The sequence below is a fragment of the Neobacillus mesonae genome (assembly GCF_001636315.1).
Classification (GTDB): domain Bacteria; phylum Bacillota; class Bacilli; order Bacillales; family Cytobacillaceae; genus Neobacillus; species Neobacillus mesonae.
The window spans coordinates 2,575,063-2,598,849 of sequence record NZ_KV440949.1; the positions used below are offsets into that span (position 1 = coordinate 2,575,063).

At 37.7% G+C, this 23,787-nt stretch carries 22 protein-coding genes and 1 pseudogene; 16 read left to right on the forward strand and 7 right to left on the reverse strand.

Features of this window, described 5'->3' with window-relative positions; translation table 11 throughout:
- Positions 1-382 precede the first annotated feature (382 nt).
- From A6749_RS12125 to A6749_RS12170, 11 genes are all read left to right on the forward strand, one after another.
- On the forward strand, positions 383-5,065 hold the full coding sequence (locus tag A6749_RS12125) for a beta-N-acetylglucosaminidase domain-containing protein (protein WP_066389860.1): 4,683 nt from the start codon (positions 383-385) through the stop codon (positions 5,063-5,065).
- A 241-nt stretch (positions 5,066-5,306) separates the two neighbouring features.
- Complete coding sequence (locus A6749_RS12130) at positions 5,307-5,744, forward strand: LytTR family DNA-binding domain-containing protein (protein ID WP_066389861.1); 438 nt, start codon at positions 5,307-5,309, stop codon at positions 5,742-5,744.
- Positions 5,745-5,758: 14 nt separating this feature from the next.
- Positions 5,759-6,190, forward strand: coding sequence for a DUF3021 family protein (locus tag A6749_RS12135; protein WP_066389862.1), 432 nt, complete (start codon positions 5,759-5,761; stop codon positions 6,188-6,190).
- A gap of 198 nt (positions 6,191-6,388) precedes the next feature.
- Positions 6,389-6,565 carry a hypothetical protein gene (locus A6749_RS28405; protein ID WP_161487142.1) on the forward strand — a complete coding sequence of 59 codons (177 nt, stop codon included), beginning with the start codon at positions 6,389-6,391 and terminating at the stop codon, positions 6,563-6,565.
- Positions 6,566-6,798: 233 nt separating this feature from the next.
- Positions 6,799-7,203 carry a cytochrome c oxidase subunit II gene (locus A6749_RS12145; RefSeq protein WP_066389864.1) on the forward strand — a complete coding sequence of 135 codons (405 nt, stop codon included), beginning with the start codon at positions 6,799-6,801 and terminating at the stop codon, positions 7,201-7,203.
- A 255-nt stretch (positions 7,204-7,458) separates the two neighbouring features.
- Positions 7,459-8,760, forward strand: coding sequence for an alpha/beta hydrolase family protein (locus A6749_RS12150; protein ID WP_066389865.1), 1,302 nt, complete (start codon positions 7,459-7,461; stop codon positions 8,758-8,760).
- A gap of 752 nt (positions 8,761-9,512) precedes the next feature.
- On the forward strand, positions 9,513-10,742 hold the full coding sequence (gene yedE, locus A6749_RS12155) for a selenium metabolism membrane protein YedE/FdhT (RefSeq protein WP_066389866.1): 1,230 nt from the start codon (positions 9,513-9,515) through the stop codon (positions 10,740-10,742).
- Positions 10,743-10,811: 69 nt separating this feature from the next.
- Positions 10,812-10,988, forward strand: coding sequence for a sulfurtransferase TusA family protein (locus A6749_RS28915; RefSeq protein WP_269085726.1), 177 nt, complete (start codon positions 10,812-10,814; stop codon positions 10,986-10,988).
- Between the two features lie 343 nt (positions 10,989-11,331).
- The gene (locus tag A6749_RS12160; RefSeq protein ID WP_066389867.1) at positions 11,332-12,045 is read left to right on the forward strand and encodes a CsxC family protein; all 714 of its coding nucleotides are present in this window, start codon (positions 11,332-11,334) and stop codon (positions 12,043-12,045) included.
- Positions 12,046-12,297: 252 nt separating this feature from the next.
- Positions 12,298-13,002 carry a CsxC family protein gene (locus tag A6749_RS12165; RefSeq protein WP_066389868.1) on the forward strand — a complete coding sequence of 235 codons (705 nt, stop codon included), beginning with the start codon at positions 12,298-12,300 and terminating at the stop codon, positions 13,000-13,002.
- Positions 13,003-13,253: 251 nt separating this feature from the next.
- Positions 13,254-13,976 carry a CsxC family protein gene (locus A6749_RS12170; protein ID WP_066389869.1) on the forward strand — a complete coding sequence of 241 codons (723 nt, stop codon included), beginning with the start codon at positions 13,254-13,256 and terminating at the stop codon, positions 13,974-13,976.
- A 32-nt stretch (positions 13,977-14,008) separates the two neighbouring features.
- On the opposite strand, the gene A6749_RS28095 is transcribed toward A6749_RS12170, so the two are convergent.
- Positions 14,009-14,710: a hypothetical protein gene (locus A6749_RS28095; protein WP_127489570.1), complete on the reverse strand. Its 702-nt coding sequence runs from the start codon at positions 14,708-14,710 to the stop codon at positions 14,009-14,011.
- Between the two features lie 111 nt (positions 14,711-14,821).
- On the opposite strand from A6749_RS28095, the gene A6749_RS28100 reads away from it, so the two are divergent.
- Together A6749_RS28100 and A6749_RS28410 are read left to right on the forward strand one after the other, a co-directional pair.
- Complete coding sequence (locus A6749_RS28100) at positions 14,822-15,352, forward strand: hypothetical protein (protein ID WP_153043025.1); 531 nt, start codon at positions 14,822-14,824, stop codon at positions 15,350-15,352.
- 320 nt (positions 15,353-15,672) lie between these two features.
- A complete protein-coding gene (locus tag A6749_RS28410; RefSeq protein ID WP_161487143.1) occupies positions 15,673-15,822 on the forward strand; it encodes a hypothetical protein in 150 nt (49 codons plus the stop codon).
- A gap of 195 nt (positions 15,823-16,017) precedes the next feature.
- On the opposite strand, the gene A6749_RS12180 is transcribed toward A6749_RS28410, so the two are convergent.
- Together A6749_RS12180 and A6749_RS12185 are read right to left on the reverse strand one after the other, a co-directional pair.
- Entirely contained in the window at positions 16,018-16,836 is an 819-nt protein-coding gene (locus A6749_RS12180) for a CsxC family protein (protein WP_127489574.1), read from the reverse strand.
- Positions 16,837-17,184: 348 nt separating this feature from the next.
- A complete protein-coding gene (locus tag A6749_RS12185; RefSeq protein ID WP_066389871.1) occupies positions 17,185-17,970 on the reverse strand; it encodes a CsxC family protein in 786 nt (261 codons plus the stop codon).
- Positions 17,971-18,135: 165 nt separating this feature from the next.
- Between A6749_RS12185 and A6749_RS12190 the strand changes: the two genes are divergently transcribed.
- Positions 18,136-19,326 carry a ParM/StbA family protein gene (locus A6749_RS12190; protein ID WP_066389872.1) on the forward strand — a complete coding sequence of 397 codons (1,191 nt, stop codon included), beginning with the start codon at positions 18,136-18,138 and terminating at the stop codon, positions 19,324-19,326.
- A gap of 12 nt (positions 19,327-19,338) precedes the next feature.
- On the forward strand, positions 19,339-19,698 hold the full coding sequence (locus A6749_RS12195; RefSeq protein ID WP_066389873.1) for a hypothetical protein: 360 nt from the start codon (positions 19,339-19,341) through the stop codon (positions 19,696-19,698).
- 192 nt (positions 19,699-19,890) lie between these two features.
- Here the strand turns inward: A6749_RS12195 and A6749_RS12200 are convergent, their stop codons facing one another.
- Both A6749_RS12200 and A6749_RS12205 read right to left on the reverse strand, forming a co-directional pair.
- The gene (locus A6749_RS12200; protein WP_066389874.1) at positions 19,891-20,430 is read right to left on the reverse strand and encodes a CotY/CotZ family spore coat protein; all 540 of its coding nucleotides are present in this window, start codon (positions 20,428-20,430) and stop codon (positions 19,891-19,893) included.
- A 159-nt stretch (positions 20,431-20,589) separates the two neighbouring features.
- The gene (locus A6749_RS12205; protein ID WP_066389875.1) at positions 20,590-21,369 is read right to left on the reverse strand and encodes a nitroreductase family protein; all 780 of its coding nucleotides are present in this window, start codon (positions 21,367-21,369) and stop codon (positions 20,590-20,592) included.
- Positions 21,370-21,795: 426 nt separating this feature from the next.
- Between A6749_RS12205 and rluF the strand changes: the two genes are divergently transcribed.
- Complete coding sequence (gene rluF / locus A6749_RS12210; protein WP_066389876.1) at positions 21,796-22,503, forward strand: 23S rRNA pseudouridine(2604) synthase RluF; 708 nt, start codon at positions 21,796-21,798, stop codon at positions 22,501-22,503.
- 257 nt (positions 22,504-22,760) lie between these two features.
- Here rluF and A6749_RS12215 read toward each other — a convergent pair whose 3' ends face one another.
- Together A6749_RS12215 and A6749_RS29390 are read right to left on the reverse strand one after the other, a co-directional pair.
- Entirely contained in the window at positions 22,761-23,249 is a 489-nt protein-coding gene (locus tag A6749_RS12215) for a methylated-DNA--[protein]-cysteine S-methyltransferase (RefSeq protein ID WP_066389877.1), read from the reverse strand.
- Positions 23,233-23,705 (reverse strand): annotated as a pseudogene (locus A6749_RS29390) (DNA-3-methyladenine glycosylase family protein); the annotation flags it as partial. The gene A6749_RS12215 and the pseudogene A6749_RS29390, both read right to left, overlap by 17 nt.
- Positions 23,706-23,787 lie beyond the last annotated feature (82 nt).

Genomic DNA, 23,787 nt, shown 5'->3' on the forward strand with positions numbered 1-23,787 from the left:
ATGAGGTTGTGTGCGCTAGGGATTACTGGCTCCCCAAAGATTGAATAGGCGAGGAAAATTATACTCTCCTAGACTGAAAAATCTGAAAACCGGTTGATTTAAAATTGTAAACGTTTTATAATTTGGTTATATATCGAGTTTCATGTGACCGGTTCATACTGGGCATGGAAAGCAAATCGCAGGAATTCCTTAGAGGATTCTTGGTTTTGTTTTCCATGCCCTTTTATTTTTCATAAAACTTTTAATCCGTAACAGAGCAGGAACTTCTAATTTTAGGGGGTGATAAAATTTACTATTGAACATGATTAAGGTTGTTATGAATGTTCATTTCTTAAGACAAAGATCGATTTATATTCATTCGTTAAGAAAGTAGGGGGAATAATTGAAAAAAGGAATTTTGTTAAATCTAGCTATCATATTAGCTGTTCTATTTAGTACAATAAGTGGATTTAATGCACCATTACATGCTGCGGCAGAAACCGTTAGATATCAAATTTATCCAAACCCTCACGAAATTCATTATCAAGATAAACAATTTGAGATAAGTAATACATTAAATATTGTATATGAATCTAAAATTGATTCTTATACTAAAAAAAGAGTAGAGGAAATACTAGCGAGTAAAAATATTAAATTTACAATATCGAATGAAATAGCAGCAGATAAAACGAACTTTTTAGTCGGTGTCTATCAGTCAAAAGAATATGTAGATCAGTATTTTAAAGATAAGCAATTAAGTGATGCCGCCATACTAGCAAAGCTTGATGCCAATATCATCTCGATTGATGATAACGTCATTGCAGTACTAGGAAAAGATGTCGATTCTGCCTTCTATGGTGTCACAACTGTCAAACATATTTTCAAACAAATGAAGGATCGTACCATTCAGGCCTTAACCATTAAAGATTATGCAGATGTTAAAGGCAGAGGTTTCATTGAAGGATATTATGGAGAACCATGGTCAAATGAAGATCGCGCCGAATTAATGACCTATGGCGGTGAATTCAAAATGAATTCATATATTTATGCACCAAAAGATGATCCAAAGCATAATGGCAAATGGAGAGAATTATATACACCAGCTGAGCTTGAGAAAATCAGCAAACTCGCTGAAGCCGGTAATGCTAGTAAAACTAGATTTGTATATACACTTCATCCATTTATGAATAATGCCATTCGTTTTAATACCGAAGAAAATTATCAAACAGACTTAAATATTATTAAAGCGAAGTTTACCCAATTACTGGATGCAGGAGTTCGAAAATTTGGTATTCTGGCGGATGATGCAGGAGTTCCACCACAAGGGGCCCAGACGTATGTAAAATTGATGACCGATTTAACTAACTGGTTAATTGAGCAACAAGCAGCCTATGATGGTTTAGTAACCGATATGATCTTCTGTCCAAATGATTATATGGGAAATGGAAGCAGCGCTCAAATCCAGACGTTAAAGCAATTGCCAAAGTCTGTTAGCATGATTCAAACCGGTGGTAAGGTTTGGGGAGAGGTTTCAAATAATTTCACTCAGACATTTACAAATAATGCTGGCAGAGGACCATTCTTATGGATCAACTGGCCTTGTACGGATAACTCTAAAAAGCACCTAATTATGGGCGGGAATGAAACATTCTTACAGCCAAATGTGAACCCTGAAAATATAGAAGGTATTGTATTAAATCCAATGCAACAATCTGAAGCAAGCAAATCAGCTATTTTTGCTAATGCCGATTACGCTTGGAATATTTGGGATAATGTTGATCAAGCAAAGAAAAACTGGAATGACTCATTTGCTTACATGGATCACTTAAACATTAATGAAACTCCTGCTTCCAATGCTCTAAGAGAGTTGTCCAAGCATATGATTAACCAAGCTATGGATTCCCGTGTTGCTAAATTAGAAGAATCAGTGGAATTGGCTCCAAAGTTAAATGCATTCAAAGCAGCCTTAGGTAAAGGAAAAATTACCGAGCAAGCACAGGCGTTATTAAAAGAATTCGAAGTCATTCGTGATGCGGCACTTACTTACAAGGAAAACCCCGGTAATCCAAGAACAAGGGATCAGATTGTCTATTGGCTTGATAGTGCTGTCGATACGGCCGATGCAGCTATTTTCTTATTAAAGGCGGAAATGGCTCATGAACAAGGTGATAAGTCTGCTGTATGGGAAAACTATAGTCAAGGCCAGGCTTCTTTCGATGCATCGAAGAATCATCCGTTCCGATACATTGACCATTATGAATATGCAGAAGTAGGCGTGCAGCATATCGTCCCATTTATCAAAACATTATTAAATGATGTATCGATTAAGGTTCAATCGATTGTTAATCCGGACAGTAATTTTGCCAGAGTGATTACAAACCGGACAGATGCTCCAACCGGAGACTTAGAGAATCTTTTAGATAACAAACCAAGTACCGAAGTGGTCTTTAAAAATCCTAACTCTATTTCGACTGGCACGTATATTGGGGTACTATACGAAAAACCTCTTATCCTTAATTCAGTACGCTTTGAATTAGGACAAGCTGGCAATGCCAATGACACCTTTACAGAAAGTAAGGCCCAATACACCGTTGATGGGGAAAACTGGATGGATATTGAAGGCGCATTATACGGTCATGTCAGTAAAGTAGTATTAGAGAATTTAAATCTAAAAGCAAGAGGTATTCGTTTAATCGCAACGAAGGATCGTACCAATACATGGCTCGGTATTAAAGATATCGTTGTAAACGAGACCAACACAGGAATTGAAACACCACAATATCAGTTAATGATTCCGCCACACTTTAAAGCGTATCAAGGAACAGAAGCCAATCTATTTGATGGCAATGACACAACTTTTATTTGGTATAACCCTTCAGGTACAATCAAAGATACGTCTGTTGCCGGAGATTATATTGGTGTAGATTTACAAAAGTCCTTTGATTTAGGCAAAGTTTACTTTGCTGTAGGTAGGGATAACGGTGACAAGTGGACAGAATACCAGTTAGAATATTCAACTGATAATGTAAATTACACGATGTTTAAGCAATATGCAGGTAAGGCATCAGGGATGGATAAAATTGAAGCAGACCTAACAGGTATTAAAGCAAGATATGTCCGCCTGAAAAACCTAAAAAATGTAAACGTATGGCTCAAGTTTAGTGAAATTCGCATTGATATTGCAAAATCGTCTTCCGAATATACGTACACTAATAATACTAATTATAAAAACATCCTTTCGCAGCATACCCTTGAAAATACTAGTCTAAGCAAAACAACAGGTATTACTCTGAAACCACAAGAATATGTGGGAGTAAAATTAGAGCGCATTAAAGAACTTAAGGATGTAACAGTAAATGCAACAAGCGATAAACTAACCCTGCAGGCTTCAGCGAATGAGGTAGAATGGAAAACTCCTAATGAGGGAACCATTGCTCGATATGTAAGACTATTTAACAATACTGATGAAGATATTACATTTGACCTGAATAAATTTAGCGTTTCCTCTAAGGAAATCTATGGACCAAGTTTTGTCGGAACGGATATGGGAATCTCTCCTGCCTATGCGGGGAGTGATTCAAGAAATGCGGGGACACTGCTAGCTCCTTTCGATAAAAACTTTAGCACGAAGGCTATTTTTGCTGATTATCAGAGAAAAGGGCAGTATATCACATATTCAGTTGGCGAGCCTAGAATTTTTAATAGTTTACGTGTGTATAACGAAGAAAATAATATTAACTATATCCGAGACGCCAAAGTACAATTGTCCATGGACAACGAAAATTGGACAGATGTGATTACTTTAGGCGATGGCGTAGACAATCTTGCAGGCGGTAAAGCGGATTACTCGGACATGATTGCAGATGGCTACACACATGATTCTGCTAACCCAGGAAACTATTATTATGGTAATGATCATATAGGCGGCATTAAGGCCAAATATATTAGAATTCTCTTTACAGCAAATTATTTAACAAGATTTGCTCATATTAATGAATTCGTTATTAATGGCGGCGAATATGTTAAAACCGAGAACAATCCAACCTATGTTACCGATCCAATCGAGGAAGAAGGGTTCGCTCCTGAACGTTTATTGGATGGTGACTTAACAACAGCTTATAAACCGAATATGACGGATAGAACAAATGGATCATTAACGTACCGTCTTTCAGAAAAAACAGATGCAGCAGTGATCACAATTGTGCAAGGTTCAAAATCCATTTCAAAAGCTGCCGTAAGTGCAAGAGTGGGTAAAGATGAATGGGTTGAGCTAGGTGTCCTGGATAAAAGTTTAAATACTTTCTATAATCCAACCTATGATCATATTTTTGAAATTAAGTTGACTTGGGGAAATGTTCAACCGGTTATTTATGAGTTGAATACATCTACCAATAAAGAATTATTACCTGATCGTTCCGTTTTAAAAGGACTATTATTAGAAAACCTGGATGAATCTCTATTTACAAAGGAGTCCTATAGTATCTATAAAACAGCTTATGCTAAGGCAAAAGAAGTATACAACAACACTCAAGCTACTCAATCTGAATTAGATACTGCAAGTAAGGAGCTCCGTGCTGCTAAAGCACAGCTTATCCTTTTTATCGATCTTGGAACAGAGCATTCTGCAAAAGTATCATTAACAAAAGAACAAGCACAGTTTTCAAAGGATAATGGCATTCCTTTAAATGTAATGAATGATGAGGTGAATCTATTGATCCCGGCCGACATCACCGCTAAGGGAAATTTTGAAATGACCATCGACCGTTTAGAAAAAATCAACAAAGCGAAAAGCCCTGCATACGACTTTTCCATTTCCATTGACGGAAAGGAAATTCAACAATTTGAACAACCAATTACGTTAACATTTACTCTTGATGGCCGCAAAGTAAAAGAACCAAAAAATTTAAAAGTATTTTATTTTAATGAGCAAGCAAAAGAATGGAAACTGGTACCTGGCGCTGTTTATAATGATGGCAGAGTTTCAGTGGAAACCAACCACCTTAGTACCTTTACTGTATTAGAGGCTTCTGAGGATAAAGCAGAACCAGGTACACAAGTACCTAAAAATAAAAACAACAACAAATAGGGTTCATTGCATCAACCATATCATTAATACCTTAACGGTTAACATGTTAAAAGCAGTGTGATTTCATTTGAATCACACTGCTTTTATTTTATATTTGGATGCTATCATAGTATAAGTTTTACACAATAATCTGATAAAATGTAAAAGAGTATTGTAAATTCATGAAACAGTCAACTCGGAAACACCGAAATACAGAATTCATGGTCAACCTGAATTAATTTGAATTTTCGTGGGTGAAAATATGAAAATTTCAATAGAAGAAATAAGCAAAGAATTGGTAGAGGAAATCCTCATTCGATGTCATGAGGTAGATGACGAAATATACGAAATCGTAAACAAGCTAGAAACTGAAAACCTCTCTTTACTTGGCTATCAAAATGATAAAGTTTACCGTATTAAACTCAGCGATATCTATTATTTCGAGGCAGTGGACGGAAAGGTTTTTGCTTACTGCAAAGACAACGTTTTTGAGGTAAAACAAAAGCTTTATGAGTTAGAGGAATTTTGCAAAGGAAAGAACTGTTTCCGTGCATCCAAATCCACTATTTTGAACATAGCTAAAATTTCTTCCATACATCCTTCCATAAGCAGCCGATTCATAGCGGTACTTGATAACGGGGAACGTGCGGTTGTATCAAGACAGTATGTGCCTGTCCTTAAAAAGATGCTTGGATTATAAAAGGGGGGATTAAAATGACGCTGTCCAAATTTGTGCAAAAGATGATGAAGGATTTCCTGATCATCTTCGCATGCATCATCATTATGATTACGATACTACGACAAATCTATTATCCCGATCTCTCCTTTGATTTGAAGTCAATTTATATCATTATGGGATTTTCATTTTTAAGTGCCTTAATCGGATTTATTTTGTATGCTCCCCATGATCTAAGTGAGAAGAAAATGCGGATTAGAATGACCATTCATTTTTTCGCTTTAGAGATTCTATTGATTGCCCTAGCCAGCGTTTTTGATATCGTGACGAGTGCATTAGATGGAGTCATTTTGGCACTGCAAATTGCCTTAATCTATACCCTAGTTCGTTTCCTGTCATGGAAAAATGATAAAAAGGAAGCCAAAAAAATCACCGAAAAACTAAAGGCATTAAAGAAAGATGTTTCGTAAAATCATAAAGAAGCTTTGTGTGCGTACCGTTTTTCTCTCTGTATTTCTCCCAATCTATTAAACGGTTTCGAAAGGTGAAACCATTGTATAAACCATGAAAATTTTGTCTACACTTAAGCTATAAAGATAGTTTGGGAGGGTGAAGACATTGAGTTGGATTGGTACAGAAAGGGTCAGGTTAAAGCTGGGGTGGCATCAATGAGTAATGAAGAATTAAATAAATTAATCGCTATAAAGAAGATGGATTTAGAGGAATGCGAACAAGAACTAAACACTCGATATTATCCCTCTATTGTAAGAATAGCCATGATGAATTATATAGTAATTTTACAGAAACAATTAGAGGAATACTCAAATAACCGAATAAACTTTTAATGAGGGGGTACAATAGAATGCCATTTTACCTCTAAAAGAACGAGTCCCTCGAACAATAAACTTTCAGGGGGCTTATCCATTTGCGTGATATTCTCCTTTATTTGTATGAAGTTGATTTAAATCAAGGAAATGAAGGAATGATCCCCTTAAGATTAAAGTAGCTAAACAGGGCGGGACTACAAAATCATACTGTTGTTTAGTTATATATTCCATATAAAGGGGAGTACATTACCATGAGGATTATTGGATTACTTTTATTAACAGGTTCCTTAACAATGGGCCTTGCAGCTTGTGGAGGAGGAGACGAACAGTCAACAGCTAAACAGGAGAAAGCCGTTGAAACATCTACAGAAGCAAAAGCCGGAGTTGAAGAGTTCACAATTACTGCAAAGAATTGGAATTTCTCTTCTGATAAAGAGATAGTTGTCAAAAAAGGAGAGAAAGTCAAACTGAATTTAGTGAACAAAGAAGGCCTTCATACTATTAAAAATGACGAATTAGGCATTGATCTTACTGCAGACAAACCTGCTGAATTTACGGCAGACAAGACTGGAGAATATGTTTTAAAATGCTCTACTGTTTGTGGTGCTACACAGGATCACGAAGGAATGGAAATTTCACTAAAGGTAGTAGACTAAGTTGATTATTTAATGGGTTTGTCCTTCATAAAGTGAACAAGGCGATATGTAACATTTGTAAAAGGGCCAGTCCCCTAATACTTTCCGGAATCAATATCCCTCATCCACTTTGCGGTAAGCTTTAAAAGCTTATCGCTTTTTTTTTTGCATCTTACCTGCCTGTGAAAGCAACTTACTGTTTTTCTATATACTTCCCTTCAGCCATTTTTTATGATGGGTTCATAAGAAATTTTTCAAAAAGAAGGGGTAACTACGATGGGAACTTTACTATTATTGATCGCTTTGAGTTTCGAAATTGCTTTTGCAATTTACTGTATGAAAACAAAACACAACCATAAAAAAATGCAGAATTGGTTTCGAATTGCGGCATTTATTGCCTTTGTCATGCTCACACTTTCATCGGTGATTGTGTGGAGCTTCCGCTGGATATTTCTTGGTATACTGCTTCTCCTATTAGCCGTAATGGCCACGGCTTCTCTGATCCGCAACAAAGCAAATAACCGGAACTACAAAACTTCTAAAATTGTGTGGAAATCGATTATCACGATATTGGCTTTCGTTTTTACACTTGTACCTGCTATTGTTTTTCCGCAGCATCAATCACCAAAGATGACAGGTAAATATGAAGTAGCAACCGCCACATACACCTATGTTGACAAAGACCGCATCGAGGAATTTACCGACAAAGGCAACAATAGATTTGTGAATGTGGAATTTTGGTATCCCAAAAATGCAGATGACAAATTCCCGCTTTTGGTATTCTCACATGGAGCCTACGGTATTAAAGCAAGCAATACCTCTACCTATACGGAGCTGGCAAGCCACGGTTATGTAGTCGTTTCCATAGACCATCCCTATCACTCCTTTTATACTCGTTCGGAGGATGGAAAAAGTGCCTTGATCAATAATGATTATAACAGTGAAATCGACAATATGAATAAAGGCGTTTACTCGAATGAAGAACTATACGGGCTCATTCAAAAATGGATGAAACTGCGAACAGACGATATGAATTTTGTTATTGATACCATTCTTAATAAAGCAAAAAGTGACAATAACCCGATTTATCAACATATCAATACAGACAAAATTGGCGTTTTCGGGCACTCAATGGGCGCTGCATCAAGTGTTTGGCTAAGCAGAGAACGTAATGATATAGATGCATTTGTAAATATTGATGCGCCTTTCTTTAGTGAGCTTGATTATAAGAAAGAAGTGGATAGTTTTGTGGCAAGCAGCAAAGACTTCACGGCCCCGCTGCTTAACATTTATTCTGATGATGTTTGGGGACAGCTAGAAAGCAACTCCCTTTATGCAGCAAATAAACTCAACAACGAAACATTCAAAGACGCATATACCGTTCATTTCAAAGGGGCAAAGCATTTAAGCCTGACCGATTTACCGCTTTTCTCTCCAATACTTGCAAATGTCCTGCAAGGCGGTAAAGCGGATATTGATCCATATTACTGTATTGAAACTCAAAATGAGTTAATTCTTAAATTTTTCGATTATGAACTAAAGGGCCTTGGCCAGTTTGCTCCCGAGGAAACATATTAACTTTTTTCCATTTAGATCCTATTAAAGGAGGCCGTCCAACTCTGGACGGTCTCTTGAATTCTTCTCTTGATATGATTAATTAGATTTATCTGAAGACCTACTTTTAATCTTATGAAGACCAAAATTCTCTTCTGATTCCTCCAAAATGGCCTTCATCCTTCTTATGAAGACCATTTTCCTCTTCTGTCTCCTCCAAAATGGTCTTCATCCTTTTTATGAAGACCAAAATTCTCTTCTGACTCCTCCAAAATGGTCTTCATCCTTCTTATGAAGACCAATATTCTCTTCTGATTCCTCTAAAATGGTCTTCATCCTTCTTATGAAGACCATTTTCCTCTTCTGACTCCTCCAAAATGGTCTTCATCCTTCTTATGAAGACCAAAATTCTCTTCCGAATCCTCCAAAATGGTCTTCATCCTTCTTATGAAGACCAAAATCCTCTTCCGAATCCTCCAAAATGTCCTTCATCCACTGAATCTGATAGTAAGACCCTTAAAACTGCCGCTACTTTTGTTACGATTTCCCGTAATGATCTAAGAGGTGGAACTAAAGTAGGAAACGCCCTTCCTCTTGTATTTATAATTACGATGATCTTCAATCTAACTTATCGATAAATTGAATTGCTTTGAACCCAAATACCCGTTACGCTAATTAATAAAAGAACTTTTAAAATGCCTGGAAACCCTAGGCATTTTTTGTCTGTTTAAGCAGTTTAGGACATGGCCTTCGAAAAAAAGGAGGGATTAAGCTTCATGAATCTATATCAAAAAATCTTCAAAGAGTACTGGAATCCCTATATCGCCGTTGGTATTGCCGGTCTTGCCAGTGCATTGTACTTCGGGATTACCGGTACAGTTTGGGCGGTTACCGGAGAATTTACCAGATTAGGCGGACACATCCTTGGATGGTTCGGGATCGATGTGTCGCAATGGGCGTATTTTCAGCTTGTGGGCCTTGAAGGAACACCCATCAGCAGAACCGATGGCTGGATTGTCATTGGAATGCTGGCTGGTGCGCTAATTACGATTTTGCTTAGCAGCAGTTTTAAAATCCGTGTACCGAAGCAAAAGCGGCGTTTAATTCAAGGATTTATTGGCGGAATCATCGCCGGATTTGGCGCACGTCTTGCCCTTGGGTGCAACCTTGCTGCCTTTTTCACTGGTGTACCGCAGTTCTCGTTCCACTCTTGGATCTTTATGGTGACCACTGCCATCGGTACCTACTTTGGCGTAAAAGTCGTGAATACAAAATGGTGGCGGGGAAAACCAACCTTGATGAAGGGATCTATGAACCCGGTTGTCACCGAGCATGTTGAAAAAAGAAATATTCAGCCTATCTTAGGCCTCATTTTCGCCTGTTTGTACCTCGCACTAATTGTTTACTTTTTCGCGGTTGGCAAATCAATGCTCGCAGTTGCCTGTATAGCTGGAGCACTGTTCGGGATTCTTATTGAACGCGGGCAAATTTGTTTCACTTCCGCTTTTCGTGATTTATGGATCAGCGGCCGCGCCGTCATGTCCAAGGCGATTGCCGTTGGGATGCTGATTAGTGTTGTGGTTACATTTTTCTATATTCAAAATGGCGCTGCTTCCATAATCAAAGTGGCTGCTCCAAGCACGGTAATTGGCGGTCTCCTTTTCGGGTTTGGTATTGTACTTGCCGGCGGCTGTGAGACTGGCATGATGTATCGGGCAATGGAAGGCCAATTGTTATTCTGGGTGGTAGGTGCAGGTAATATCGTCGGTGCGACAGCCCTCGCTTACGGCTGGGATCATCTCGGGATTTACAATGCCCTTGCAGCAAATTGGTCGAAGGTAAACTTAATGGAGCAGTGGGGGCCTATGGGCGCATTATTTGGAACAATAGCCATGCTTGCAGCTTGGTTCTTACTATCGAATTGGTGGGAAAAACGGTTCCGCTACGGAACGGGCATCAAACATCAAAAAAGGGAACGAGTTTCTCACGTTACGAAGGAGGTATAATGTATGTCCCAAGTGATCGATGTCAACTACACTTTAGACATTCGCGGGGAGCCATGACCATACCCCGTCATTTATGCGCTGGATGCGCTAAAAAGCATGAAGATTGGCGAAGTCTTACAGGTCATCGCAGATTGTCCGCAATCCTTTCGAAGCGTCCCGGAAGAAGCCGTCAAACATGGCTACCAGCTTCTAACTGAGCCGCAAAGAGTCAACCAGGATATCTATTTTTATATCAAAGTAATTTAGAGTACTTATTTTACTATAAAGAGGGCAGCCTATCTATTTTTCGATAGTCACCTATAATTACACACAATCACATTCTTGATTCAGGTGAACAGCCCGTTTTAAAAGCAGTGCCTGTTATTCTTATAAAATATATTATTTTACCTGCTCCTCAATTGTTTCAATTGGGGAGTTTTTTTATTTTATTTTCAAAGGAAGCTAAAAAGAAATATTCAAATAATAGGCAGATCCTTTTGGTTTCTTGTCCATATCCACTTTTTCTTTGTCCTCATATATATAAGTAAAGTCAAATCAATAAAGTCATAGATTTTAAGCGTTTGACTAAAGAGTATTAAGGAGTGATTTTATGTCAAGAAATTGTGGATGTGGGGGAAGTTCTCATTCTCACTCTCACTCTCACCCAGGCAAATCATGCCCGCCAATGCAGGTATGCGACACAGCTAAAACGCATGACCATTTTTGTACGGCTACGGTAACCACTACAGCTGGTGGTACTACTGAAGTAATTCAAATCATCGGTGATGTAACGGTCAATACAAATGTGGAAGCAGATATTTGTCTCCCTAGTTCAGCTCATGATATTAAAAATATCACAAAAAATGTTTATTTAACACAATGCAAAGCAATCCCTGTCCCTCCTACTTCAGGATCTTCTACAACTTCTGCAAATTTGTACATTGAAGGCTACGTACACAAAAACATTCAATACTCTGAAGGCTGTGATGGCTATGTAAAAGATTATAGTGTAAATGTCCCTTTTAAATGCTATCAATTAGTAACTGGCCTAAGACCTATTTTTTTCCGCGGCTTCAGCCAAAAGAGCAGTCAAGTACAAGAAATCAGAGAAATTGCAGAAGATGGCATGGGTTCTGATCGCTGCAGTTTCGGATCAAGACACTTTGAATTTTTTAATGAACCGGTTGAATGCAGATTACTCAACCACACCATTAATGAGTTCGAATTCCCGCACAGCTTTGATAGATGGAGCAATTTCGAGAAGCTTACCGAAAAAATAACAATTAATTTTACAGTTCGATTAACTCAGCTGCAACGCACCTAAGTTATCAGAGAGTGTCTCGTAATCCGAGGCACTCTTTTTTAGGATCATAAAGTTCTGTCCCAATTCTTTAAAATGCGATTAAGACACCGGTTTCCCAAGGTTTTAAAATTTACTATTTAATATTTTTAAATGGTTGGAAACAAGGGTACTCGTCCATTCATTTTCTTTTTGTCTACATATATTTTAGTAATGTCAGAAAACAAAGTCATAACGACTTTACGTTTTGACAAAAAACTTATAGGAGTGGATTGTATGAAAAGAAATACTGGATGCGGCTGTGGTAGCAAATCTCATTCACATAAAGAATGCCCGCCAATGCAAGCATGCGACACAGCTAAAACGCATGACCATTTTTGTACGGCTGCGGTAACCACCACGGCTGGTGGTACTACTGAAGTAATTCAAATCATCGGTGATGTAACGGTCAATACAAATGTGGAAGCAGATATTTGTCTCCCTAGTTCAGCTCACGATATTAAAAATATCAGAAAAAACCTTTATTTAACACAGTGTAAAGCAATCCCTGTGCCCCCAGCTACCGGCTCTGGGGAAGTGACTTCTGCAAATTTGTACATTGAAGGCTATGTACACAAAAACATTCAATACTCTGAAGGCTGTGATGGCCATGTGAGAGATTATAGTGTAAATGTCCCATTTAAATGCTTTCAATTAGTAACTGGCCTAAGACCTATCTTTTTCCGCGGCTTCAGCCAAAAGAGCAGTCAGGTACAAGAAATCAGAGAAATTGCAGAAGATGGCATGGGTTCCGATCGCTGCAGCTTCGGTTCAAGACACTTTGAATTTTTTAATGAACCGGTTGAATGCAGATTACTCAACCACACCATTAATGAGTTCGAATTCCCGCACAGCTTTGATAGATGGGGCAATTTCGAGAAGCTTACTGAAAAATTGACGATTAATTTTACAGTTCGATTAACTCAGCTGCAACGCACCTAAGTTATCAGAGAGTGTCTCGTATCTTAATCCGGGGCACTCTTTTTCCGTCATAAAATTACGACCAATTATCGGAAATTTAAACAAGACGCCATGTTTTGTAGGATTTTGTAATTATTTAAATACTTTTAAATAGGTTGGAAACAAGGATACTCGTCCATTCATTTTCTTTTTGTCTACATATATTTTAGTAATGTCAAAACAATGTCAGAATGACTTTACGTTTTGATAAAAAACTTATAGGAGTGGATTGTATGAAAAGAAATACTGGCTGCAGTCATGGAAGAAAACCCCATTCACATAAAGCGTGTCCGCCAATGCAGGCATGCGACACAGCTAAAACCCATGACCATTTTTGTACGGCAACTGTAACCGCTGGTACTTTTACTGAAGTCGAAAAAATTATCGGGGATGTAACAATCAATACAAATGTGGAAGCAGATATTTGTCTCCCTAGTTCAGCTTATGAAATTAAAAACATCAGAAAAAATGTATATATCACACAGTGTAAGGCGATTCCTGTTACACCTGCCCCAGGAGCTACTACTGTAACTGCCGCGAATTTGTTCATTGAAGGTTATGTACACAAAAATATTCAATATTCTGAAGGCTGCGATGGATATTTAAAGGATTATAGTGTAAATATCCCATTTAAATGCTATCAACCAGTCGGTGTAACAGGAACTGCCTTAGCACCTATCTTTGTCCGCGGATTTAGTCAAAAATCCAGTGAAGTACAGGAAATTAGAGAAATTGCGCCAGATGGTATGGGATCCGACCGCTGCAGCTTCGGATCAAGACACTTTGAGAATTTTAATGAACCTATTAAATGCAGAATTCTAAATGATACCATTTTAGAGATGGACTTCCCGCATGATTTTGACAGATGGGGAAATTTCCGCAGACTTACTGAAAAAATGACCCTTACCTTTACAGTTCGATTAACCCAAGTACAACGTAATCCAACATTAGGATAAGCCAAAAGGTGTCTCGAACACGAGACACCTTTTTATCTATTAAGATTAATGAACTGCTCCTGCACTAAATCAATCCACAATGTTGCACTTCCTTGAATGTCCATCTGAGTCCCTTCTGTACAATTACGGAAGGATTCTGCACTAGTGAAATGGACTGCTCGTAATTCAGAATCGATTTCATGGGCAAACTGTTCTTTGAATTCATGCTGGGTGCCGATTTCCTCACCATTATGCGCAGCAAAAAGAAACTCTTTTTCACTTTTAGTTGAAAGCTGCGGAGGATAGAGCCAGTCAGCCTTTGTTGTTTTTGACCATAAGACTGGAATTTTCACCATATGGAAACTTCCTTTATACATATATTGAACCTCGGCCATTAATGTTCCTTTAAGAAATACAACCGTTGCAGGCAAAATGACTTTACAGTCGTAAGATTGCAGCGACCATTTTACCTTTGATACTGTTTCAATTGGGATATATAAATCAACAGTTTCAATAAGATCGATTGAAACGATTAGTTTAGCGAGCACTACAGGCAGTTTTACAATAGGCAGGTGCTCCTTTTGTACTGATGGTTCTTTCTTTATGGGGTGAGAAACGATCCGGTCCTCAATCTCTTCTTCCTGAGACATTTCATTTTGAGATGCATCTTCTTTAGAAGGTTCCTTCTCTTTTTTATAGGCAGGGCTTGCAGACGACTCATCCTCCGAAAAATGACAGTCAGCAAATGAATGCATATCATCTTCCCCGGAATAATCCGATGAGAAGGAATCCATTTCCTGATGCGGTGAGGAGTAGCAATCCTTTTGAAATGAGGATGCCTCCTCCTGATTGAATGGGCTCACCTCTTGAGGAGAACTGAATTCCTCTTCATCTATAAAAGGGCTCTCTTCTCGGGGAGAACTGGTCTCCTCTTCATTTATAAAAGAGCTCTCCTCTTGGGTGGAACTGGATTCCTCTTCATCTATAAAAGAGCTCTCTTCTTGGGGAGAACCGGATTCCTCTTCATCTATAAAAGAGCTCTCTTCTTGGGGAGAACTGGATTCCTCTTCATCTATAAAAGAGCTCTCTTCTTGGGGAGAACTGGATTCCTCTTCATCTATAAAAGAGCTCTCTTCTTGGGGGGAACTGGATTCCTCTTCATCTGTAAAAGAGCTCTCTTCTTGGGGAGAACTGGATTCCTCTTCATCTATAAAAGAGCTCTCTTCTTGGGGGGAACTGGATTCCTCAATATCTATAAAAGAGCTCTCCTCTTGGAAGGAACTGGATTCCTCTTCATCTATAAAAGAGCTTTCTTCTTGAGTGGAAGTGGTTTCCTCTGCTTGAATGAAAGAGTTCTCCTTTTTGAAAGAAGAGGAGGCCTCCTCAAGATGGACTGAAATTTGCTCATCAAGAAAATCTACTTTTTTCTGCATAGGAGAAACATGTTCCGAATCTTCTGCGAGCATCATAAGAAACTCATTGAATTGCGAATTGGATTCCTCCTCCATAAAGGGTGAAGATTCATCTTTTGGGTGAGCGGTCTCACCCGATGAGGAAGGAGGCGTCTCAAGTAACGTAGAGAATTCCTCTTCAATGAATGAAGTCCTTTCTCCCCTTTTTAGTTCATTTCTCAATGGTGTTTTTTTACGAATTCGTTTTCTTGTTCCTTTCACTACTTCTACCTGTTCTGACTTCACCATCGGTGGAGGGTAAATCAATGGAATGGAGAACCTTTTATCCCCTATTTTCCCTGTTACAAAGGATTGGTTCGGTGCCGTTTGTTTCTTCTGAAATCCATTTTTATCTTCTTCATGTGCCATTTTCGAAAATTGAATGGAGAAGGATGATCATTCCAATTAATAGTTGATAGATTAGTGGGTGTCCCATCTTTTTTCCTATGGTCTGGGTTACCAAATTTATTACCCATTCGATTCATGATCATTTGGATGATTCAGCTATAAAAAGCATCCTCTCCAATCGCCTCCTTCCTACTCAATTGTCTAATACATCGTTTGATTCTTGGCAGTTATTTCATAAAACGGCCCAATCATTATGGCTTTGGTTAACAACTACTGCTGCTACTACTGCTGCTGCTACTGCTGCTGCTGCTAGATTCGTCCCAATCACAAAAATCATCATCATTTGTCGTTGAACATACGCGAATTTGTTGTTTTTGTAGAACCTTTAACGTTACATCAACCACCATTTTTTCTTCAATTCGTGTAAAATATCCTTCTCCTATTGGAGAATCTGCTGGAATGGATACACGATCGACAGCTTCATCCCATTCAATTATTTTACTGGAGATTAATTCACAGAAAGGAATTTCATTATAATATTGTGAGCTTTCCTGATGAAACTGAGATAGGTCACTGGTTAGCAATTCATCTTTTTCTGGAAATCCAGATGGCAAAGATTCTGAAATTAAGAAATCAAATTCATTACGATTGTTTACTCTTGGCATTACAGGGCGTGTCAAGAAATGATGGATTTCAGTAACACATTGAAAAGGAATATCAACCGTCATGGAATGCAAATCTGAAGTCACAGAACAATGAGTGCTTTTTTCAATCTCAGGGCTAGGGCTTGCATACTGAATATTTTTACGGACAAAACCCTTTACAAATAATTTATTGGTCGGCAAAAGAAGCCTGCATTGGGTTAATTTTACACGCTTTTTAATATCTTTGATTTCCAATACTGGTTCTGGAAAATCAATAAACGTATCGATATTTACTTGCAGTGTAAGTTCAGCTAAAACAACAGGAACCTTTGTAATCACTTTTCCCATGGTCACTCTTGGTTGATGCAATTTGTTTTCACATTCTAATTGATTTGCAGTAATTTTACATTCATTCATTTTTTTATTTATCTCTGACATTCGGACTCCTCCTAAAATTAAGATAATGCATGGTATGCGTGATAAACGTCTATGTGTGGGCTATTTACCCATTTTTTTACCGGAGCGATGTAAAACGCTTATTAACCTTGATAAATGGAGGGAATTTATAAAATAAAAAATTTCATAAAATTCGGAACATATTTGTTTTAAAAAAATTTATGGACTAGTACTTTTAAACTATCACATTTTCTAAAAATGAATATGTATATTTATAAGAAGGTCTTTCCAAAAGAAAAGACAATACCATGATTTCAAGGAAAATCATGATATTGTCTTTGATTGGTCCTATCGTCACTCGCCAAAGTAAATAGGATTAGGTGTATAAAATTAACCTGCAGTAATGCGGACTTGCTGGTTTTGGAGTATTTTTACGGTAAACTCTAAAAACATCTTTTCAACAATATTTTGGAAAGTCCCTTCTTCAAATGGCTTGTGGTTAGGCAGTGGTCTCCGGTCTATCGCTTCATCCCACTCAACAATGTGGCTATCGATTAACTCACAATATGGAAGCTGGTTGTAAAACTGTCTGCTTTCCTGATGAAATTGGGAAAGGTCGCTTGATAGCAGTTCATCTTTTTCTGGGAAACCATGACCTAATTCTTGAGCCCTAAAGAAGTCAAATTCAGAACGTGTATTGAAAAATGGTCGCTGTGGCGGTGTAAGGAAACTTGTAATTGTGGTCACGCACTCAAATGGTACATCGACTGTCAAAGATCGTAATTCAGAAGATACACAATCAGCAGTTGAATTCGAACTTGGTGTTGCATATTGGATATTTTTGCGAACAAATCCTTTAATAAATAAATTAACAGGCGTAGCAGGCAATGCAAATGGATCTGATCCTTGCGGTACTCCTGGAAGCAGCAGTCTGCATTGGATAATTTTTACCCTCTTTTTAATATCTTTGATTTCAAGAACTGGCTCTGGAAAATGAATATTCGCAACCAGGCTGGATCTTACCGTTAATTCTTGCAGTGTTACAGGTAATCTTACGATTCTTGTTCCTGCAGGAGTTAAAATTGGTGGTGTTATTACATTATTACACTCCCCTACGTGCGCAGTTACACCTACATCTACACAATTTTGTTCCCCACAATTGCCATGTTTGTTCATTATTTTTCCTCCCTTATTTCAGATACAATGTATCGTATGCGGAATTATAGTTAAATGCATTGGGACATTAGTGGAATTTGGAATGCTTGGTTCCTAACAAAAAATATTGGTACTTGCACAGGCAATTGCCCATTGTGCATAGGATTCAAAAGAGGAGTGAGGAAAATGGAGAAACAAAACTTTTTAGCCGTCGATATAGGCAACAGCTGGTATAAGGCTTTGACTTCTGATGGAGAATTTAAATGCGAATATCAAATTCCTAACACCATCGCTTTATTCGACGAAGAGTTTTATGAAAAACCCTATAATGACGAAGATGTAGACTTTTTAGAGAATTTGATTGTTGAAGTGAAGAGTCAGGCCATCTTAGACAAAAGGGAAATCTATTATATTGGGACAGCCGCAGCAAAGCAACGAAATGTGAGTTTAACTACGTTCAATAATCAAAAGGTGGATGAAGACAGAACTTACATTTTATTATTTAGTCTTGCTGCTTATCATGCCATTAACCTAAATCCAGATCATACAGAGTTACATTATACAATTGATCAATTGGCAGTATCCTTGCCAACCACACAGTACAAGGAAAAGAAAGACAACTTCAAACAACGATTGATTGGTACACATACAGTTATTTTCCATAAAGTACCCTGCATTCCGGAACCAAAGGAAATTGTTGTAAAGCTTCATGTAAGTGATGTAATTATTGGCGCAGAAGGAGCATGTGCCTACTTAGGCTTGACTCGCGACCAAGAAACATTGGGAATTAAAGATGAAAATATTGTGAATGATTCAAAGAAGGGTATCATTATTGGGGACCTTGGTGGTGACTCCGTTGATTTTGTTGGAATCAAAAATAATAAACCAGTGTCTTCTGTTGAAGGAGAAACATTCGGCATTAACCAATTCCTTGATCATATCATTCTAAAGGTCAGCAAAAATGAGTTATATAAGTTTGATTCCCGTTCCGAGCTCGAGGAAAAATTATTTGCCGGCCCATCAGAGTGGTATGTGGAGCCTTTTGCCGGAGTCAGAAAAGATATTAGCAAGTATATTATCCCTCAGCTTAAATCCATGGCAATTAAATACCTGGAACATTTTGATCGTGTTCGAAGTTCCTCTAGTGATATAAAGGGGGCAACGCGATATATAGCAGTTGGCGGTGCTGCAAAATTGGCTCAAAGACAAATTCAGGAAGCAGCAGTCAGGTGGGCTGAACGTGGCCGTCCAATTGATTTATTGTTCCCAGAAAATATGGAAAAACTAAATGTTCTTGGATTAATGATTCTCGCAAAAATGAAGCAGCTCAAAAAGGACCAAGAGACCTCAAGAAGCCTTATCTCCACGAACAGTTAAAGGATGATGGAAATGTACAGAACTTACACAGATTACATCAATAAAACCACATTAACCGTTCCAGGTGAATTCATTGATGTTAAAACAGGTGATACAATTGCTGTATCATCCAAAGTCAGGGAACAAATTGAATACCATGCAGATAACCAGACATTGATTCATTTAGTTTTATCAGCTCTTACTAATTACCTCCAACCTAGACGGATGAATGTAGGTACGAAGGAAATTCTAAATGAGTTATCTGAAATCAAACAATTATTACATCAGGGATCTTTTACAAATATTCCTCTTTCCAAGACCACAACAGCTCCTAAAAAAATGATGTTTGATTTAAAAGATGTTGATGATATTCTGGAGGAATTTGGGGGATAGATTCGATAATAAAGAGCTGGCTTAAAAGATCGATGCTAAACACTTTTTTGAGCCAGTTCTTTTTCGGTTTTTGACTTTATTATATGGGGCCGCTCCATGAGAGTTAAAAAAAGAGTTGATCCAGAATGTCAACCTGGTTACCCTTTTTCTATAGGGGAATTTATTTGGGGGTACTACCTTATTTGGGAATTGCTATAAATATACGGCAGGCAGACATGTAATTCCGCAAAAGCTAGAGAGGTCCACTTTAATACAAATACCCGTTTTCATAAGATCCTCGACAAACTCTAAATCCATTAGACTGCATGGGTAACAATCTTTATGTGCATTACTTTTTGACTTTCGTGGTTTGAATACCAATAGTTCAAGTACGGCACAATTATCATCAAGCTTCTTTATTCTGAAAATAAAGGATGAAACGCAAACAAATTTTTTCTTTTTAGGCGATCCAGGAAGAGTGGTCACTCCCGTCCCCTTGAAGGGCCCACACCCACTGTAGAGGATGAATGGGATTGTATTTTTCTTCAGTCTTTTGTGTCTCTCTAATAGCTCATTTATTGATTCATTGCATGAACTTTTCCATTCCCTATGCATTTTACTTACTTTCTTTTGTGCTTTTAATATTGCTTCTAAAACCTCTTTTACACAGCTGTCTTTCTTGTCTCCATCATGTTGACCTTCGCAGCTTTCAACTACATGATTATGGCCATAATCCTTATATTCCTTGTACATAATTTCCCCTCCTTTTTATTTACTCAAAAACAGCATATGGTTTAACACCTATTTTTGCGTGAGATGATTGCCTAATTAGGAGGAATCTTTTAAAGGTATGGAAAAAGGGGGTCAGTCCCCCGGTACGTTAAATTATCAGGGACTGACCCGTTTCCAAGATCAATCATTATTCATAAAGTTCTGCTTTTCCAAGTAATTCAGCACTGTCTGTGAAAACTCGATGTGGGATTCTTGCGTATATTTGGCAATAGTATAGACCTGAGCCAGATTCTTTAATCCCAAGCGTTCTGTCATTTCCTTCAGCCTAGGAATATCCATGTAGCGTTTCCATCCCTTTTCATTTCTTTCTTTGTAAATTTCTAGAATTTCCTCTTCTGAATAATCATGATACTGGTCATAGTGAACAACTCCATGCCTTGGTAATCGATCACGCGGGGCAGGGTTTTCTGCGGGATATCCTAACGAATAACCCACAACTGGTACGACATTTGGTGGTAAGTTTAGCAGTTCACCAATTTGATCGCAATTTGCAAGCGTTGAGCCCATATAACAAATACCCAGCCCAGCATTCTCTGCTGCTAAAGCACAGTTCTGTGCCACTAAAGAAGCATCAATAGCCCCTATCATAAAGCTCATAAAATTATCAAAATGGACAGGTGCATCATTGAGTGAAATCCATTTTCTCATTCTATTAAAATCAGCACAAAAAGTTAATAGTACAGGTGCATCAACAACCATCGATTGTTCCATATGAGCGGTGTAAAGTTTGCGCTTAAGCTCTTTGTCTTTTGTGACGATAATCGAATAAGTTTGCATATTGCCACTTGATGAGGCGCGAATGCCTGCATCTACTATTTGCTCTAATAGTTCTTGACTTACCTCTCTATCTTCATATTCCCGTATGGATCTGTGTCCAAATATTACATCATTTAATTCCAACACAATCACTCCTTATAAATCACATATGTAGGTGTTTGAACATTTTTTGCATATATAAAGTTAAATCTATTCATTTGGTCAATACCGTGAGTTAAGCATTTTTTCTCCTACTCCTATGAATAGACTTTAACTAATATTATAACATTTGTTCAAAATTATCTGATAAATGGTAAAAAGCATTGTATTTGAGAGTGTAAAAAACAGTGCCTGTTACTCCGAATAATGTCTATGAATTCAACTAATTGTAAGTCGTGCCAGGCATAATTTTTTTATATTCAAGTAGTTAATAGAGAACTGCTATTGCAGTAAAAATTGTTATCTTTGTTTAAAATCCGTTATATCTAAAAAAGAGTTTGTGATTCTTCCTTAAAATAAAGTATAGTTAAGTATCTAATAAAACTATCCTCTGATTAAGGACGTGTCAACATGCGTATTAATAAATATATAAGCGAATCTGGAAAAGCATCTAGACGAGGTGCGGATAAATTAATTGCCGATGGGAGAGTTACTATAAATGGTAAACGTGTAACAATAGGTAGCCAAGTTGAACCTGGGGATGACGTTCGAGTAGATGGAAATCCAATCCGAGTAGCAAGGAATAATGTCTATATTGCCTTAAATAAACCTGTAGGCATTACTAGTACAACAGAAAAAGGTGTAAAGGGAAATATTGTTGATTTAGTCAACCATCCATTAAGAATATTTAATATTGGGCGCCTAGATAAAGATTCAGAGGGCTTAATACTTCTTACGAATGATGGCGACATTGTTAACGAAATCCTTCGTTCTGAAAATAAGCATGAAAAGGAATATATCGTTTCAGTAGACAAGCCTATTACTCCTGAATTCTTGAAGAAGATGTCAGAGGGTGTCAAAATATTAGGTACAAAAACACTTCCTTGTGAAATAGTTCAATTATCAAAATTTGATTTTCAAATCATTTTAACACAGGGGCTAAATCGCCAAATTCGCCGTATGTGCGCTGAATTAGGGTACGAAGTTTACAGATTGCAAAGAACCCGAATCATGAATATTCATTTAGGCAACCTTCCACCTGGACAATGGAGAGATTTATCCAAGAAAGAGCGAACTCAATTATTTAGAGAATTAAACTATGAGCCAAAAGAATGGTAAATACAACGGATTATAAAGTCTATGTAGAATTATAATTGGATTAATGCCCAACTAAAGGGACAATCTAATTATTATTAAATCTTAGTGCTTCTTTCTTGGAAAGAAGCACTAAGGAGGATATGCATACGAGGCATCTTTTCCCTTAAAAACCTTACTTACTTATGATGCTGTTTGCGGAAATTAATATAAAAAACGTCCTCTTTTTATGGTAAGGTTCCCCTAACAGATCTAAATGAGGTCTTTAGAGTTCCTTACATCTACTTATGTTCCTTATTACAAGATCTCTCGTGTTGAAGCAGCCATTCTTTTCTCCAAAGACCTCCTGCATAACCGGTTAATTTCCCATTTGAACCGATGACTCTGTGACAAGGAATGACAATACTTAACTTGTTTTTTCCATTTGCATTCCCTACAGCTCTGATGGCTTTTTCATTCCCAATGGTTACGGCAATATCTTTATAGCTCCCAGTTTTTGCATAGGGGATTTCTGTTAAGGCTTCCCATACTGTTTTTTGAAATTCAGTCCCTTCAAATTGATATGGAAATGTAAAATCATGGCGATCTCCTTTAAAATATTCGTCAAGTTGGTTATAGCATTCCTTTAAAACCAGAGGAGTTTCAGCATGTAAAAGGTTCACCTTGTTATACACTTCAGAGAACAGAATAGAATTGATAGCTTCATGAGAACTGACTATTTCTATCATGCCAATCGGTGATTTATAGTTTAATTTATATTTTTTTGTCATATAAGGACCTCCAAAGATAAAAGGTGGCATACGCCTGCCAGCCTTCCCAACCAGCTGCATATTCTTCTATTTCTACTATAGTCGGTTTCCTCTCAAGTCCTAATTGATTCTTTAATGCATTATGAAGGCCGACATCCAAAACTGGGAAGGAAGATGTGTAGTGCAGGCATTTCATCATCACATAATCTGCCGTCCATGCTCCGATTCCTCTTATCATCATTAATGATTTTTGTATTTGTTAATAATCATTCTTCTGAAGCAATAATTCTTTGGTTAATTCTCCATTTATATAGCTTTAGCCATATCAATGATATATTCAGCCTTCCTATGCGTAAATTGAAGCTTCCTTAAATCAGCGACATTTATTGAAGCTAGTTTTTCAAATGAGGGGAATAACCAAAACGTTTCTCTTTCGAAAGTTAGACTCTCGCCATACTTTTCAACAAAGCGTTTCTTTTGTCTGATGAAGCACTTCCTGATTAGACCTGCCCTAGAAAATTAAACACTCCTCTAAATTAAATTCCTTTGGAGGATAAAT

What these genes read in the sequence shown, in the direction of transcription:
- A6749_RS12130 (WP_066389861.1), top strand. Translation starts at nt 5,307, where the DNA reads ATGAAAATTTCAATAGAAGAAATAAGCAAAGAATTGGTAGAGGAAATC.
- A6749_RS12190 (WP_066389872.1), top strand. Translation starts at nt 18,136, where the DNA reads ATGGAGAAACAAAACTTTTTAGCCGTCGATATAGGCAACAGCTGGTAT.
- A6749_RS12215 (WP_066389877.1), bottom strand. Translation starts at nt 23,249, where the DNA reads ATGACAAAAAAATATAAATTAAACTATAAATCACCGATTGGCATGATA.
- yedE (WP_066389866.1), top strand. Translation starts at nt 9,513, where the DNA reads ATGAATCTATATCAAAAAATCTTCAAAGAGTACTGGAATCCCTATATC.
- A6749_RS12185 (WP_066389871.1), bottom strand. Translation starts at nt 17,970, where the DNA reads ATGAACAAACATGGCAATTGTGGGGAACAAAATTGTGTAGATGTAGGT.
- A6749_RS12170 (WP_066389869.1), top strand. Translation starts at nt 13,254, where the DNA reads ATGAAAAGAAATACTGGCTGCAGTCATGGAAGAAAACCCCATTCACAT.
- A6749_RS28410 (WP_161487143.1), top strand. Translation starts at nt 15,673, where the DNA reads ATGGAATGGAGAACCTTTTATCCCCTATTTTCCCTGTTACAAAGGATT.
- A6749_RS12195 (WP_066389873.1), top strand. Translation starts at nt 19,339, where the DNA reads ATGTACAGAACTTACACAGATTACATCAATAAAACCACATTAACCGTT.
- rluF (WP_066389876.1), top strand. Translation starts at nt 21,796, where the DNA reads ATGCGTATTAATAAATATATAAGCGAATCTGGAAAAGCATCTAGACGA.
- A6749_RS12135 (WP_066389862.1), top strand. Translation starts at nt 5,759, where the DNA reads ATGACGCTGTCCAAATTTGTGCAAAAGATGATGAAGGATTTCCTGATC.
- A6749_RS12200 (WP_066389874.1), bottom strand. Translation starts at nt 20,430, where the DNA reads ATGTACAAGGAATATAAGGATTATGGCCATAATCATGTAGTTGAAAGC.
- A6749_RS12160 (WP_066389867.1), top strand. Translation starts at nt 11,332, where the DNA reads ATGTCAAGAAATTGTGGATGTGGGGGAAGTTCTCATTCTCACTCTCAC.
- A6749_RS28405 (WP_161487142.1), top strand. Translation starts at nt 6,389, where the DNA reads ATGAGTAATGAAGAATTAAATAAATTAATCGCTATAAAGAAGATGGAT.
- A6749_RS28095 (WP_127489570.1), bottom strand. Translation starts at nt 14,710, where the DNA reads ATGCATTCATTTGCTGACTGTCATTTTTCGGAGGATGAGTCGTCTGCA.
- A6749_RS12180 (WP_127489574.1), bottom strand. Translation starts at nt 16,836, where the DNA reads ATGTCAGAGATAAATAAAAAAATGAATGAATGTAAAATTACTGCAAAT.
- A6749_RS12165 (WP_066389868.1), top strand. Translation starts at nt 12,298, where the DNA reads ATGAAAAGAAATACTGGATGCGGCTGTGGTAGCAAATCTCATTCACAT.
- A6749_RS12145 (WP_066389864.1), top strand. Translation starts at nt 6,799, where the DNA reads ATGAGGATTATTGGATTACTTTTATTAACAGGTTCCTTAACAATGGGC.
- A6749_RS12150 (WP_066389865.1), top strand. Translation starts at nt 7,459, where the DNA reads ATGGGAACTTTACTATTATTGATCGCTTTGAGTTTCGAAATTGCTTTT.